The organism is Streptomyces sp. NPDC001828 (assembly GCF_042892175.1).
Taxonomy (GTDB): Bacteria; Actinomycetota; Actinomycetes; order Streptomycetales; family Streptomycetaceae; genus Streptomyces.
This window is the reverse complement of the sequence record NZ_JBIATV010000017.1, coordinates 85,068-99,412: the sequence shown is the minus strand read 5'-3', so window position 1 is coordinate 99,412 and position 14,345 is coordinate 85,068. Positions and strand designations below refer to the sequence as shown.

Sequence of the window (14,345 nt, the reverse complement as noted above, 5' to 3'; positions counted from 1 at the left end):
CCGACCCGCCTCGCTCCATGCCCCCAGGGGGAGTTCACGTCATGCGTCGCCGCACCATCGCCACCGCCACGGTCCTGTTCACCTGTGTCGCCACCACGGCCCTGACGGCCTGCTCGGGCTCCGGCTCGACTTCGGCGTCGGCCTCGGCTTCGGCTTCGGCTTCGGCTTCGGCCTCGGCCAAGGAGTCGCCGGCCACCGAGTCCCCGGCCGCCGCGAAGGGGCCGTACGCGAACCTCACCGGCGGGCAGATAGTGACCAACTCGTTCCGGGCCACCCGCCAGGCGACCTCGTTGCACCTCAAGGCGAACATCGCCGACGCCAAGGAGGGGCCCAGCATTTTGGACCTCTCCATGGACCACAAGGGGGACTGCACCGGCACCATGGGCCAGGGCAAGGACACCGTCAGGATCATCAAGACCGGCCACGTCGTGTATCTGAAGACGCGCGACTCGGGCACCAAGTGGGTGAAGACGAACACGGCGTCCTCGGACGGCAAGGAGCTGGCTTCGGCCTGCGACCTGAACACCTTCCTGAACGGCTTCCAGGGCAACGACACCGACACCGCGGCGAAGAAGGGCGCGACCAGCACGGTCGGCGGCCGGGCCGCGATCGTGATCACCGAGACCGATGGGCCCGAGCACTACACGCTCGACGTGGCAACCACCGGCAAGCCCTATCTCCTGAAGGAGGTCGTCGTGGGCGGCGACAGCCCCGGCACCATGGAGTTCTCCCAGTTCGACCAGCCGATCCGCGCGGTCGCCCCACCGAAGTCCAGCATCATCACCGGCTGACGCACCATCACGTCTTCCGGTGCCTCACCCCGCCGGAAGCTTCTGGTCGCGGCAGCCGTCCAGGACCGTCTTCATCGCGGACTTCTCCGCGTCGGTCAGCCACACGCCGTACTTCTTCTTCACGGCCACCTGGTCCGCCACGTACGTGCAGCGGTACGCCTTGTAGGGGGGCAGCCAGGTCGCCGCGTCGCCGTCGCTCTTGCGGCGGTTGGCGCTCGCGTCGACGGCGATCAGGTTGAGCGGGTCGTTGGCGAACGCGGCCCGCTTCTGCTTGTCCCACTGCTGGGCGCCCTTCTGCCAGGCGTCCGAGAGCGCCACCACGTGATCGATGTCGATCTTGCTGGCGCCGCGCTTGAAGGTGATGGACTCGCCCGTGTACGGGTCGTGCGTCAGCGTCCCCGACGCCACGTCGCACTTGTCCTTGAGCTTCACGTCCGTCAAGTCCCGCTTCAGTATGTCCTCGCGGGTCTCGCAGCCGTTGTGGTCGGTGTCGGTCCAGCCCTTGCCGAACTGGTCCCGGGTGTAGCCGGTCTTCGGCGCACGGCCCTTGACCGGCAGCGCGTCGACCGCGGCGAGCGCGGAGCCGGCCGCGCCCTTGGGTCCGGGGGCGCCGCTCTTCCCGGTGCCCACGTCGCCACCGCAGCCGGTGAGGACGAGGGAGGCCGCGAGGGCGGTCACGGGCAGGGCAATTCGGTACATACGCATCAAGGCGGGCCGTCCTGGCAGCAGTTGGCGGAACCTCGCAATCGTAGGTACTCCTACCCGGCATGCCGCGGGTCAACGGTCCCGAAAGGGACAGCCGTCCGGCCTTGATCACCCCGGCTCGACCGGCGCACGGGCCCGGGCGCGGGCCCGCCGGAGGGAGCGCCGGGAGCACAGCGGGCGGGCGGCACCCTTCGGCGCCGCCCGCCCGCACGCGGCTGTGGCTCAGGACCCCAGGATCGTGGTGAGGAACTCGCCGGTCCAGGCGAGCAGTTCCCGGCCGACGACCGGCTTGCCGCCGATCTTCCCGGCGGTCGGGCGCGGCACCAGGATCTGCCGGGCGGGCGCCTTGATGACGGTGCGGGGGTAGAGCCGCTTGAGGCGGAGCTCCTGCGACTCCCTCAACTCCACCGGCGCGAAGCGGATGTTGGGGCCCTGGAGCACGATCTCGCCGACCCCGCAGGCGCGGGCCAGCATGCGCAGTCCTGCCACGAGCAGCAGGTTCTCGACCGGCTCCGGCAGCTTGCCGTAGCGGTCGGTGAGCTCCTCGCGCACCGCCTTGACGTCCTCCTCGGAGTTGGCCGAAGCGATCGCCCGGTAGGCCTGGAGGCGCAGCCGCTCGCCCGGCGCGTAGTCGTGCGGGACGTGCGCGTCGACCGGCAGCTCGATCTTGACCTCGAGCGGCGCCTCCTCCTGCTCGCCGCCCTCCATCTGCGCCCGGTAGTCGGCGACCGCCTCGCCGACCATGCGCACGTACAGGTCGAAGCCGACGCCCGCGATGTGCCCGGACTGCTCGCCGCCGAGCAGGTTGCCCGCGCCGCGGATCTCCAGGTCCTTCATCGCCACGTACATGCCCGCGCCCATCTCGGTGTGCTGGGCGATGGTGGCGAGCCGCTCGTGCGCGGTCTCCGTCAGCGGCTTCTCCGGCGGGTACAGGAAGTAGGAGTAGCCACGGTCACGGCCGCGGCCGACCCGGCCGCGCAGCTGGTGCAGCTGGGAGAGGCCGAAGTTGTCGCCGCGCTCCACGATGAGGGTGTTGGCGTTGGAGATGTCGATGCCGGACTCGACGATCGTCGTCGACACCAGCACGTCGAACTTCTTCTCCCAGAAGTCGACCACGACCTGTTCGAGCTGGCTCTCGCCCATCTGGCCGTGCGCGGTCTGGATGCGCGCCTCCGGCACGATCTCGCGGAGACGGGCAGCCGCCCGGTCGATGGACTCGACCCGGTTGTGGATGTAGAAGACCTGGCCCTCGCGCAGCAGTTCACGCCGGATGGCCGCGCCGATCTGCTTCTCCTCGTACGGCCCGACGAAGGTGAGGACGGGGTGGCGCTCCTCGGGGGGCGTGGTGATCGTCGACATCTCGCGGATGCCGGTCACGGCCATTTCGAGCGTACGGGGGATCGGGGTCGCGGACATCGTCAGGACGTCCACGTTGGCGCGGAGCTTCTTCAGCTGCTCCTTGTGCTCGACGCCGAAGCGCTGCTCCTCGTCCACGATGACCAGGCCCAGGTCCTTGAACTTGGTCTCGGAGGAGAAGAGGCGGTGCGTGCCGATGACGAGGTCGACCGAGCCGTCCTTGAGCCCCTCAAGGGTCGCCTTCGCCTCGGTGTCGGTCTGGAAGCGGCTCAACGCCCTGACGTTGACCGGGAATTGGGCGTACCGCTCGGTGAACGTGCCGAAGTGCTGCTGCACCAGAAGCGTGGTGGGCACGAGGACGGCGACCTGCTTGCCGTCCTGTACGGCCTTGAACGCGGCGCGCACCGCGATCTCGGTCTTGCCGTAGCCGACGTCACCGCAGATCAGCCGGTCCATCGGGACCGTCTTCTCCATGTCCTCCTTGACCTCGGCGATCGTGGACAGCTGGTCGGGGGTCTCCGCGTACGGGAACGCGTCCTCCAGCTCGCGCTGCCAGGGGGTGTCGGCGCCGAAGGCGTGGCCGGGCGCGGCCATGCGCGCGCTGTACAGCCGGATCAGGTCGGCGGCGATCTCCTTGACGGCCTTCTTGGCGCGCGCCTTGGTCTTGGTCCAGTCGGCGCCGCCGAGCCGGTGCAGCGTCGGGGCCTCGCCGCCCACGTACTTGGTGACCTGCTCCAGCTGGTCGGTGGGGATGTAGAGCCGGTCGCCGGGCTGGCCGCGCTTGGCGGGCGCGTACTCGACGAGCAGGTACTCGCGGGTCGCGTTCTGCACGGTGCGCTGCACCATCTCGATGTAGCGGCCCACGCCGTGCTGCTCGTGCACGATGTAGTCGCCGACCTCAAGGGTGAGCGGGTCGATGGTCTTGCGGCGGCGGGCCGGCATCCGGCCGAGGTCCTTGGTGGCGCTGCGCTGACCGGTCAGGTCCGTCTCGGTCAGGACGGCGAGCCTCAGTGCCGGGTCGATGAACCCGAAGTCGATGGCGCCGCACGCCACATGGACGACCGAGGGGGTCAGCTCGTCCAGTTCCGCGTCGAGCCGGGCCGCGATGCCCTCGCCGCCGAGCACCTCGACGGTGCGCGACGCCGGTCCGTGCCCCGCCGTCACGTACACGGCGCGCCAGCCGTCGGCGAGCCACTGCTTGGTGTCGGCGAGCGCGCGCTGGGTGTCGCCTCGGTACGTCTCGGGGGCGTGCATCCCGAGCTTGAGGGTGTCCTCGTCGAAGTCCGCCTCGTCGGCGGCGAACGGGGACACCGACCACCACATCATGCCGAGCTCGCGGGCCCGGTCGCGGACGTCGGCGATGCCCCACAGCGATGCGGCGTCCACGTCGATGGGCGCCTGCCCGCCGCCGGCGCTCGCCGCCCAGGAGGCCTGGAGGAACTCCTGGCTGGTGGCGACCAGGTCCGCGGCCCTGGTCCGGACCCGCTCGGGGTCGCAGACCACGGCCATGGAGCCCTTGGGCAGCACGTCGATGAGGAGTTCCATCTCGTCGACGAGGACGGGGGCGAGGGACTCCATGCCCTCCACCGCGATGCCCTCGGCGATCTTCCCGAGCAGTTCGCCGAGCTCGGGATGCCGCTCGGCCAGGGCCGCGGCGCGGGTGCGCACGTCGTCGGTGAGCAGCAGCTCGCGGCAGGGCGGCGCCCACAGGCCGTGCTCGGCGACTTCGAGGGAGCGCTGGTCGGCGACCTTGAAGTAGCGGATCTCCTCGACGTCGTCGCCCCAGAACTCCACGCGCAGCGGGTGTTCCTCGGTGGGCGGGAACACGTCCAGGATGCCGCCCCGGACGGCGAACTCCCCACGCTTCTCGACGAGTTCGACGCGGGCGTACGCGGCGGCCGCGAGCCCCTCGACGACCTCGCCGAGGTCCGCGCTCTGCCCGGTGCGCAGTGCCACCGGGACCAGCTCCCCGAGCCCCTTGACCTGCGGCTGGAGGACCGAGCGGATCGGCGCGACGACCACGCTGACCGGGCCGGCCGAGGGGTCGTCCCCGCTGGGGTGGGTGAGGCGGCGCAGCACGGCGAGGCGGCGGCCCACGGTGTCGCTGCGCGGCGAGAGGCGTTCGTGCGGCAGCGTCTCCCAGGAGGGGTACTCGGCGATCTCCTCGGCGGGCAGCATCGAGCGCAGGGCCGCGGCGAGGTCCTCGGCCTCGCGGCCGGTGGCGGTCACCGCGAGGACCGGGCGCCCGGCCTCGCGGGCGAGGGCGGCGATCGCGAAGGGCCTCGCGGCCGGGGGGCCGACCAGGTCGACGTGCATCCGGTGGCCGTCGGTGGCGGCCTTCACCGCTTCGGCGAGCGCGGGGTCTCGTACGACGGCGTTCAGCAGACCGTGCAGGCTCATGAAGGGTTCCATCCCGGGGAGTGGGCAACGCGAACCGCCCGACACGTCGTACGGGCCGGGGTCTCCCAGCGTACGACGCCCCGCACCCCCTCGCCCCCGGGGTGCCCCGGGCCCCCCGGACCCCGCCGCCCCTGCGCCCCCCGCCCGGCGAGGCCCGTTTTGCGCAGTTACCCGCGCCCCTGACCCCGTTTTCGTCCGTCCACCGTGCGTGGTTGCTCGCGTGGTTGTCCCCCACCCCGCCCCTTCCCGAGACCCTCCGGGGGAGAGTTCTTCGGCTGCGGACCGTGGGGGCCGTTCGCGCAGTTCCCCGCGCCCCTAAATGCCTTGGTGTCGGCCAGCACCCGGTTCTTGAGCCCGTCCGGCGTTTGAGGACGAGCGCCCTTGAGGCGCGAACGGGGGTCTGGGGGCGGAGCCCCCAGGGGTGGCTGGGAGAAAGTTGGGGGCAGGTGTCAACCGAGGGCGGCACCGGGGGCGTATACCCCGTGAGACCTATCCAGCCACAGGAGCCGCATTGACCGACGCCGAGTTCGAGGAGTTCTACGCGCACTCCGTGAAACCGCTGGTCGGCCAGGTGTACCTGATGACCGGCGACCTCCACGAGGCCCAGGACGTCGTCCAGGAGGCCTTCGTCCGGGCCTGGGGGCGCCGAGGCCGCCTGGACACGGGCGCCGGCCCCGAGGCCTGGGTCCGCACCGTGGCGTGGCGCCTCGCCGTGAGCCGCTGGCGAAGGGGCCGCCGCGCCGCCGAGGCCTGGCGGCACCACAGCCGCGCGCACAGCGCCGAGGCCCCGGCCCCCGACGCCGGCACCGTCGCCCTCGTCGACGCCCTGCGCGGGCTTTCCGACCGCCAGCGCCGCGTCGCCGTACTGCACTACGTGTGCGACCTGAGCGTGGACCAGGTCGCACACGAGACCGGCATCTCCGCCGGCACCGTCAAGACGCACCTTTCGCGCGCCCGGGCCGCCCTCGCGCCCCGTCTCCTGGAGGAGGAACACGGTGTCTGACCTCGACGAGGCGCATCGGGGCGACGAACCCCTCGCCCGCGCCCTGAAGCGGGCCGCCGAAGCGGGCGGCGGCGCCACCCGGCCCGAGCCCGCCGCGCACGTGGCCGCCCGCGGGCTGCGGCGCCGGCGCCGCAACCTGGCCGCGCTCGCCGCCTGCGCGGTGTGTCTGCTCGCCGGGTCCGGCGCCGCGCTGGGCCTGCGCCTCGGGCAGACCCCGCCGGCGCCGCCCGCCTCCGTCCCCACCCAGGGCTCGCTCTCCCCCGCGTACAGCTCGGGCACCCCGTCCTCCGGCGCCACCCCGTCCTTCGGCCCGCCGCCGCCCTCAGACGCGACCCCGTCCGGCTCCCCCGTGGGCTCCGTCTCCTCCGGCTCCCCCACCCCCTCGGTCCCGCCCCCGTCCTTCTCCGTCACCCCGACCACTCCCAACCGCTGACCCAAGGAGCACCACCCGTGTCCGGAGTCCTCCTCGCCCTGCCCGAGACCGCCGCCCGGAAGGGGACGGCGGGGGAAAGGCCCGGCAAGAACGGGCCGCCCCGGCCGCGAATACGCCCGCGGCCGGCCGCCGATCCCTATCTGCTGGCCGCCGCGCTCTTCGCCGCGTACACCGCGCTCAGCGTCCTGCGCTACCGGCGCATGGAGACGCTGTCCTGGGATCTGGGGATCTTCGAGCAGGTGGTCCGCGCCTATGCGCACCTCCAGGCACCCGTCGCCGACCTCAAGGGGTCCGGCGCGAACGTCCTCGGAGACCACTTCAGCCCGGTGACCGCGCTGCTCGCCCCCGCCTACCGGCTGTTCCCCACGCCCGTCACGCTGCTCGTCGCCCAGTCCGCGCTCTTCGCCCTCGCCGCGATCCCCGTGGTCCGTGGCTCGGCCCGGCTGCTCGGGCGGTGGCCGGCGCTCGCGATCGGGGTCGCGTTCGGACTCTCCTGGGGGATCCAGCGGGCCGCCGACTTCGACTTCCACGAGATCTGCTTCGCCGTCCCGCTGATCGCGTTCGCCCTGGAGGCGGTGCTGCGCGGGCGGTGGCGCGCGGCCCTCCTGTACGCGCTGCCCCTCGTCCTGGTGAAGGAGGACCTCGGCCTGACGACGGCCGCGCTCGCCGCCGTGGTCGCGGTGCGCGCCCGGCGCACCTCGCCGCTCGCGGTGCGCTGGGCGGTGGTGGTCGCCGCGTTCGGGGCGGTGGCCGTCCTGGTCACGCTCACCCTCGTCATCCCGGCGTTCAACTCCGCGGACAGCTACGACTACTGGACCAAGATGCACGGCGGCGCGGGCCCGCTGGCCGCCTGGGACGTCAAGCTCAACACCCTGCTGTGGACACTGATCCCCACCACGGGACTCCTCGCCCTGCGCTCCCCGCTGCTCCTCGCCGCGCTGCCCACCCTCGGCTGGCGCTTCCTGGCGTCGGACGACCACTACTGGTCGACGGACTGGCACTACAGCGCCGTCCTGATGCCGGTCCTCGCGCTCGCCCTGGCCGACGCGGTGGCCACCGCCCGCACCAGCCCGCGCCCCTGGCTGCGCGCGTACGCCCGCAACCTGCCCGCCTGCGCGGCCGCCGCGGCCCTCGCCCTGACGCCCTCGCTGCCCCTCGCGTCGCTGACCGCTTCGGCCACGTACGGCAAGAGTCCTCAAGTGGCCGCCGTGGAGCGCCTGTTGGAGCGGATTCCGGACGGGGCGACGGTGGAGGCGGACATCGGGCCGATCGCCCGGCTCACCTCCCGCTGCCGGGTCTTCTGGGTGGGCACCGCCCGCCCGGTGGTCCCGCGCTACATCGCGATCGACAACTCCGACGGCTGGGCGGGCGACCCCGTCCGGTACGCGACGACCCTGCACCCCGGCGCCGCGTACACGGTCACCGGGGTGGCAGGGGGTTACGTACTGCTCAAGCTCCAGCCGCAGCAGGTGCGCTGACGGCGTCAGCCGTCCGCCGCGATCGCGTTCAGCACGTTCATCCGGCCCGCCCGGAAGGCGGGTATCAGGGCGGCGAACAGGCCCACGAACGCGGAGGCCACGAACACGGTGAGGATGGTCGGCCAGGGGATCTCCAGGACGCCCATGCCTTCCAGGGCGAGCAGCTTCTGCGCCGTGGTGCCCCAGCCCATGCCGAGCCCGAGGCCGAGCAGCGCGCCGAACAGGGCGATCACCACCGACTCCAGGCGGATCATCCGGCGCAGCTGCCGGCGCGAGAGGCCGATCGCCCGCATCAGGCCGATCTCCCGGGTCCGCTCGACCACCGAAAGGGCCAGCGTGTTCACCACGCCGAGCACCGCCACGATGATCGCGAGGGCGAGCAGCCCGTACACGATGTTCAGGAGCTGGCCGATCTGGTCCTTGAGGTCCTGCTTGAAGTCGGCCTGGTTCTGCACCTTGTACTGCGGATAGGACTTCAGGGACTCCTTCAGGGAGGCGTAGGCCTCCTTGGCCTTTCCGTCGTCGGCCTTGGCGAACATCAGCATGTTCTTGGGCATCTTGTCGGCCGGCAGATACCGCTCGACGGTCGTGATGTTGGTGTACATCGCGCCCTTGTCGACGTTGGTGTCGTCCGAGGTGATCGCCGCGACCCTCAGCCGGGCGGTGGTGCCGCCCTTGAAGGCGACGGTCATCGTGTCGCCGACCTTGATCCCGTGTTCCCCGGCGTAGGTGTCGCCGACCGACATGGCGCCGCTGCCGTACGCCGCCGCCAGGTCACCGGCGACGGTCTTGCGCCGCAGGTCGTCCTTGTAGGTGGGGTCGGCGGCGGTGACCTGGTCGTTCTGCGCCTTGCCGTCGGGGGCGGTCAGTCTGGCGTCCACCGACTTGTAGTTGGTGACGTGCTCGATGCCCGGCGTCTTCTTCAGGGCGTCGGCGGCCTGCGGCACGATCGGCTGGCCGGTGCCGGAGGAGACGATGAAGTCCGCGCCGACCGACTTGTCGAGCTCGCTGGTGGCCGAGGCGACCATCGAGGAGCCGACCACCGACAGGCAGGCCACCAGGGCGAGCCCGATCATCAGGGCGGCGCCCGTCGCCCCGGTGCGCCGCGGGTTGCGCAGCGCGTTGCGCTCGGCCATCCGCCCCACGGGGCCGAACATCCGCAGCACCAGCGCGCTGATCACCCGCACCACGACGCCCGCGAGCAGCGGTCCGACGACGACGAACCCGATCAGGGTGAGGACGACGCCGACGCCGAGCAGGCCCGAACCGGCCGCCGCCTTCGAGGAGTTGGCGCTGGCGAACAGGGCCGCGGTGCCGGCGGCGGTCAGGACGAGCCCGATCGCGGCCCGGATCGCGCCGGCCTTGCCGTCGGCGGGGGTGCCCGCGTCGCGCAGGGCGGCCATCGGCGAGATCTTCCCCGCGCGGCGGGCCGGGACGTAGGCGGCGACGATCGTCACCACGACGCCGAGGATCAGCCCGATGACGGGTGTCGTCCACTTGACGGTGAGGTCGCCGGTCGACAGGTCCATGCCGATCGAGCTCATCAGCTTCATCAGGCCGACCGCGAGGCCCACCCCGGCGCCGACGCCGAGGGCCGAGCCGAACACGCCGAGCAGCAGGGCCTCCACGAGCACCGAGCGGTTGACCTGCTTGCGGCTGGAGCCGATGGCGCGCATCAGGCCGATCTCGCGGGTGCGCTGGGCGACCAGCATCGAGAACGTGTTGATGATGAGGAAGATGCCGACGAGGAAGGCGATCCCGGCGAAGCCGAGCATCGCGTACTTCATCACGTCGAGGAACGAGCCGACGCTGTCGCGGCCGGCGTCGGCCGCCTCCTTCGCCGTCTGCAGCTTGTAGGGGCCCGAGCCGAGCGCGGCCGCCACGTCCTGCTTGAGCCGCACGTCGCTGACGCCGTCGGCCGCGGTGACGTTGACCTGGGTGAACTGGCCGGTGGCGCCCAGGAGTTCGCGCTGGGCGGTCGCGGTGTCGAAGTAGACGATGGCCGCGCCGGGGTTGGTCACCTTGAAGGTGGCGATGCCGGTGATCTTCGCGGTGAAGTCGCCGGTGACGGCGATGGTGCGCAGCTCGTCGCCGATCTTGAGGTGGTGCTTGTCGGCGGTGTCGGCGTCGACCATCATCTCGGTCGGCCCGCGCGGGGCGCGGCCCGAGGTGATCTCCATCGCCTTGAGGTCGTTGTCGGTCCAGTTGCCCGCGATGGTCGGGGCGCCGGTGGTGGAGCCCATGTTCTCGTTCTTGGCGTTGACGACCGTGACGCTGGTGCTGCCGATGCCGCCCTCGGCCTTGCGCACGCCGGGCACCTCCGCGACCTTGTCGACGAGGGACGCGGGCAGCGAATCGGGCTTGCCGGTCTGGGACGGGGCGCCGTCCCCGGAGGCCGACTTGGGGCTGACGGTCACATCGGCCGAGGTCGCCGCGAACAGCTTGTCGAAGGTGGTGTTCATGGTGTCGGTGAAGACGAGCGTGCCGCACACGAACGCCACCGACAGCAGGACCGCGACGGCGGAGAGCGCCATGCGTCCCTTGTGCGCGAGGAAGTTGCGCAGCGAGGTCTTGAACACGCTCATGACGTACGCCCCCGCGCGTCGAAATCCTTCATGCGGTCCAGGACGGCGTCGGCGGTGGGGCGGAACATCTCGTCCACGATGCGGCCGTCTGCCAGGTAGAGCACCCGGTCCGCGTAGGAGGCGGCGACCGGGTCGTGGGTGACCATCACGATGGTCTGGCCGAGCTCGTCGACGGACTGGCGCAGGAAGCCCAGCACCTCGGCGCCCGCCCGCGAGTCCAGGTTTCCGGTCGGCTCGTCACCGAAGATGATCTCCGGCCGGGCCGCCAACGCCCGTGCCACGGCCACCCGTTGCTGCTGGCCGCCCGAGAGCTGGGTCGGCCGGTGCTTGAGCCGCCCGGCCAGGCCCACCGTCTCCACCACGCGCTCCAGCCACCGCGCGTCCGGCTTGCGGCCCGCGATGTCCATCGGCAGCGTGATGTTCTCCAACGCGTTCAGCGTCGGCAGCAGGTTGAACGCCTGGAAGATGAACCCGATCCGGTCCCGGCGCAGCTGCGTCAGCTTCTTGTCCCTGAGCCCGGTGATCTCGGTCTCGTCCAGGTAGATCTGGCCGCTCGTCACCGTGTCGAGGCCGGCCAGGCAGTGCATGAGCGTGGACTTGCCGGAGCCCGACGGGCCCATGATCGCGGTGAACTGCCCCCGGGCTATGTCCACATCGACCTGGTCGAGGGCGACCACCCGGGTCTCCCCCGACCCGTACGCCTTCACGACCTGGCGCGCCCGTGCCGCGACCGCCGCACGCCCTCCAGTGCCCCCGTGCCGAGGAATGGTCACAGCCGTAGTCACGGTGATTCTCCTTGGTGTCATGCAGCCGGTCGCCCGCCAGTGCGGGCGCCCCCTTCGGCTTAAAACCAAGGTAAGGAACCGGCCGCGCCCGGCACCTCCTCCGCCGGGACGAACCCGCCCTCCCCCGAAGTAGGGCCCACCCCCTAGGGGTCTCCGTCCCAGGGACCACTACGTGTCAGGGCCTCCTCCACCCCTGCCGCCGCTCCAGCCCCCAGTGAGAAGGTGGGACCCCCAGATGCATGCACAGTGAAGGGATCTCGGTGAGCGTCTCCGACGGAACACCCCACACCGAAGCGATACCCGGCGCGGCACCCGCCGCCGTCGCCCCGCGCGGGCGCGGCCCGGTCGTCGCGGCCCTCATGATGGGCATGGCCCTGGCCGCCCTCGACGGCACCATCGTCTCGACGGCCGTCCCCCAGATCGTCGGCGACCTCGGCGGATTCGCCGTCTTCTCCTGGCTGTTCAGCGGCTATCTGCTCGCCGTGACCGTCACCCTGCCCGTGTACGGAAAGCTCTCCGACACCTTCGGCCGCAAGCCCGTCCTCATCGCCGGCGTCATCGTCTTCCTCGCCGGCTCCGTCCTGTGCGCGTTCGCCTGGAACATGGCCGCGCTCATCGCGTTCCGCATCGTCCAGGGCCTCGGCGGCGGCGCCCTCCAGGGCACCGTCCAGACGATCGCCGCCGACCTGTACCCGCTGAAGGAACGCCCCAAGATCCAGGCCAAGCTGTCCACGGTCTGGGCGACCTCCGCCGTGGCAGGACCCGCGCTCGGCGGGCTCCTCGCCGGCTACGCCGACTGGCGCTGGATCTTCCTCATCAACGTGCCCGTCGGCGCGGTCGCCCTGTACCTGGTGGCCCGGTACTTCATCGAACCCGCCCGCGAGGCCCCCGCCACCCGGCCGCGCATCGACTGGGCGGGCGCCCTGTGCGTCTTCGCCACCGGCGCGCTGCTGCTCACCGCGCTCGTCCAGGGCGGCGTCGCCTGGCCCTGGCTCTCGGCACCCTCGCTCGCCCTGCTCGCGGGCAGCGCCGCCTGCGCCGCCCTCACCGTGGCCGTGGAGCGCCGGGCCGCCGAACCCGTCATCCCCGGCTGGGTGTGGCGCCGGCGCACCATCGCCGCCGTCAACCTGGCGCTCGGCGGGCTCGGCCTGCTCATGGTCGCCCCCACCGTGTTCCTGCCCACCTACGCCCAGTCCGTGCTCGGCCTGAACCCGACCGCCGCCGGGTTCGTCCTGTCCGTGATGACACTGAGCTGGCCGGTCTCGGCCGCCCTTTCCAGCCGCGTCTACAACCGCATCGGCTTCCGCAACTCCGCGATCACCGGCATCGCGCTCGCCGCCCTGATCCTGGCCGCCTTCCCGCTGCTGCCCTTCCCCGGCCAGGCCTGGCAGCCCGCCCTCCTGATGCTGCTGCTCGGCGGCGCGCTCGGCCTCTTCCAACTCCCCTTGATCGTGGGCGTCCAGTCGACGGTCGGCTGGTCCGAGCGCGGCACCACCACCGCGTCCGTCCTGTTCTGCCGCCAGGTCGGCCAGTCGGTCGGCGCGGCCCTGTTCGGCGCCGTCGCCAACGCCACCCTCGCGGCCCGCCTGGCCCACGCCCCGATGCCGGGCCTGCCCGGCGACCTCGACTCCGTCTCGCGCGCCCTGCACCACCCGGCGTCCCTCACCGCCGACGCCGCCGACTACCTGCGCCGGGCGGTGGCGAGCGCGGTGGACCACGTCTACATCGGCGCCGCGATCGCGGCCGTCCTGTCCCTGCTCGTCCTGGTGTTCCTCGCCCCGCGCCGCTTCCCCGTCCTCACCGAACCCGGCAAGGACTGAACTGCCCTACAGGGCAAGCGAGTTGGCGGTCAGCTCTCGTTCTCCGGGGAGCGGCCGGTGAGGGTGGCCAGGCTGTTGCGGACATGCGTCATGTGCGCCTGCACCTCCTCGCGGGCCGCGGTGTGCTCGCGCAGCACCCGGTCCGTCTCCGCCCCGATCCGGTCCTCCCGTGCCCGCGCCCCCGCCACCAGCTCGGCGGCCCGCGCCTCCGCGTCCTCCTGACCGCGGTGCGCGTTCTCCTCGACCTCGGCGAACGTGCGCCGCGCCTCGTCGAGCCCCGCCTGTGCGGCCGCCGTCAGCTCGGCGATCCGCGCGTCCAACTCGGCCTCGCGGGCGGCCCGTTCACGCTCGTCCGCGGCCAGCGCATCGGCCCGTTCCCGGTCCTGCCCGGCCAGATAGGCCTCGCAGCGCCCGCGCATCCCGTCCAGGTCACCGGCCGCCTCCTCGCGGCGCTCCTTGGCCTCGGTACGGGCCGCGAGGCGCAGCTCGTCCGCCTCGGTGCGGGCGGCGAGCAGCGTCTGCCGCACCCGCGCCTCGGTCGCCGCGAGCAGGGCCTCGGCGCGCGCCCGCGCCGCGTCCCGCAGCGCCCGGCCCGCCTCCTGGGCGGCGAGCACCTGCCCGGCCGCGGCCTCCTCCGCGCCGGCCCGCACCGCCTCGGCCTCCTCGACCGTCAGGGCGAACAGCGAGGAGGCCCGGCTGCCGAGCACCTCGTACGTCTGCGGGGCGAGCGCCGCGACCTGCTCGGCGAGGACGGCCGCCTGGGCGCCCATCTGCTTGGCGAGGACGGTGAGCCGGGCCGCCCGCTCCCACGCCGCGTCCCGCTCCCGCGACAGCGTGGCCAGGGTGCGGTCGACCTGGTCCGTACGGTAGCCGCGGCCCCGGCCGACCCCGAACGGCTGTGCCGCCGGTGGCGACGATGCTGCGCTCATCCCTGAAGCCTCTCTCCCGCACCCACTGGCGCCCGGTACGCGTTCTGGCTGCCCGGCGCT

10 protein-coding genes are annotated in these 14,345 nt (G+C 72.3%); 5 read left to right on the top strand and 5 right to left on the bottom strand.

Annotated features, from left to right (window positions below; all coding sequences use genetic code 11):
* The first annotated feature begins 41 nt into the window (after window positions 1–41).
* A complete protein-coding gene (locus ACFYZA_RS35755) occupies window positions 42–791 on the top strand; it encodes a hypothetical protein (RefSeq protein ID WP_388494615.1) in 750 nt (249 codons plus the stop codon).
* Between the two features lie 24 nt (window positions 792–815).
* Here ACFYZA_RS35755 and ACFYZA_RS35750 read toward each other — a convergent pair whose 3' ends face one another.
* A complete protein-coding gene (locus tag ACFYZA_RS35750; protein ID WP_382596053.1) occupies window positions 816–1,496 on the bottom strand; it encodes an HNH endonuclease family protein in 681 nt (226 codons plus the stop codon).
* Between the two features lie 222 nt (window positions 1,497–1,718).
* Window positions 1,719–5,252, bottom strand: coding sequence for a transcription-repair coupling factor (mfd, locus tag ACFYZA_RS35745; RefSeq protein ID WP_382599881.1), 3,534 nt, complete (start codon window positions 5,250–5,252; stop codon window positions 1,719–1,721).
* A 511-nt stretch (window positions 5,253–5,763) separates the two neighbouring features.
* Here mfd and ACFYZA_RS35740 point away from each other — a divergent pair.
* From ACFYZA_RS35740 to ACFYZA_RS35730, 3 genes are read left to right on the top strand one after another with little or no spacing between them, the layout of a single operon-like run.
* Window positions 5,764–6,255 (top strand): SigE family RNA polymerase sigma factor, encoded by a 492-nt coding sequence (locus ACFYZA_RS35740; RefSeq protein WP_382599879.1) that lies wholly within the window; start codon window positions 5,764–5,766, stop codon window positions 6,253–6,255.
* Window positions 6,248–6,688, top strand: coding sequence for a hypothetical protein (locus tag ACFYZA_RS35735; RefSeq protein WP_382599877.1), 441 nt, complete (start codon window positions 6,248–6,250; stop codon window positions 6,686–6,688). Before ACFYZA_RS35740 ends, ACFYZA_RS35735 begins: the two co-directional genes overlap by 8 nt.
* Window positions 6,689–6,705: 17 nt before the next feature.
* Window positions 6,706–8,166, top strand: a complete 1,461-nt coding sequence (locus ACFYZA_RS35730; protein ID WP_388494614.1) for a DUF2079 domain-containing protein — start codon at window positions 6,706–6,708, stop codon at window positions 8,164–8,166.
* 5 nt (window positions 8,167–8,171) lie between these two features.
* Here the strand turns inward: ACFYZA_RS35730 and ACFYZA_RS35725 are convergent, their stop codons facing one another.
* Both ACFYZA_RS35725 and ACFYZA_RS35720 read right to left on the bottom strand, forming a co-directional pair.
* Window positions 8,172–10,751, bottom strand: a complete 2,580-nt coding sequence (locus ACFYZA_RS35725; protein WP_388494613.1) for an ABC transporter permease — start codon at window positions 10,749–10,751, stop codon at window positions 8,172–8,174.
* A complete protein-coding gene (locus ACFYZA_RS35720) occupies window positions 10,748–11,536 on the bottom strand; it encodes an ABC transporter ATP-binding protein (protein WP_388494612.1) in 789 nt (262 codons plus the stop codon). Before ACFYZA_RS35720 ends, ACFYZA_RS35725 begins: the two co-directional genes overlap by 4 nt.
* A 239-nt stretch (window positions 11,537–11,775) precedes the next feature.
* On the opposite strand from ACFYZA_RS35720, the gene ACFYZA_RS35715 reads away from it, so the two are divergent.
* Window positions 11,776–13,356, top strand: a complete 1,581-nt coding sequence (locus ACFYZA_RS35715) for an MFS transporter (RefSeq protein ID WP_382599869.1) — start codon at window positions 11,776–11,778, stop codon at window positions 13,354–13,356.
* Between the two features lie 29 nt (window positions 13,357–13,385).
* Here the strand turns inward: ACFYZA_RS35715 and ACFYZA_RS35710 are convergent, their stop codons facing one another.
* Entirely contained in the window at window positions 13,386–14,285 is a 900-nt protein-coding gene (locus ACFYZA_RS35710; RefSeq protein ID WP_382599867.1) for a cellulose-binding protein, read from the bottom strand.
* Window positions 14,286–14,345 lie beyond the last annotated feature (60 nt).

Coding starts and splice junctions, on each gene's coding strand:
- ACFYZA_RS35755 (WP_388494615.1), top strand. CDS start 42: ATGCGTCGCCGCACCATCGCCACCGCCACGGTCCTGTTCACCTGTGTC.
- ACFYZA_RS35750 (WP_382596053.1), bottom strand. CDS start 1,496: ATGCGTATGTACCGAATTGCCCTGCCCGTGACCGCCCTCGCGGCCTCC.
- mfd (WP_382599881.1), bottom strand. CDS start 5,252: ATGAGCCTGCACGGTCTGCTGAACGCCGTCGTACGAGACCCCGCGCTC.
- ACFYZA_RS35725 (WP_388494613.1), bottom strand. CDS start 10,751: ATGAGCGTGTTCAAGACCTCGCTGCGCAACTTCCTCGCGCACAAGGGA.
- ACFYZA_RS35715 (WP_382599869.1), top strand. CDS start 11,776: ATGCACAGTGAAGGGATCTCGGTGAGCGTCTCCGACGGAACACCCCAC.
- ACFYZA_RS35710 (WP_382599867.1), bottom strand. CDS start 14,285: ATGAGCGCAGCATCGTCGCCACCGGCGGCACAGCCGTTCGGGGTCGGC.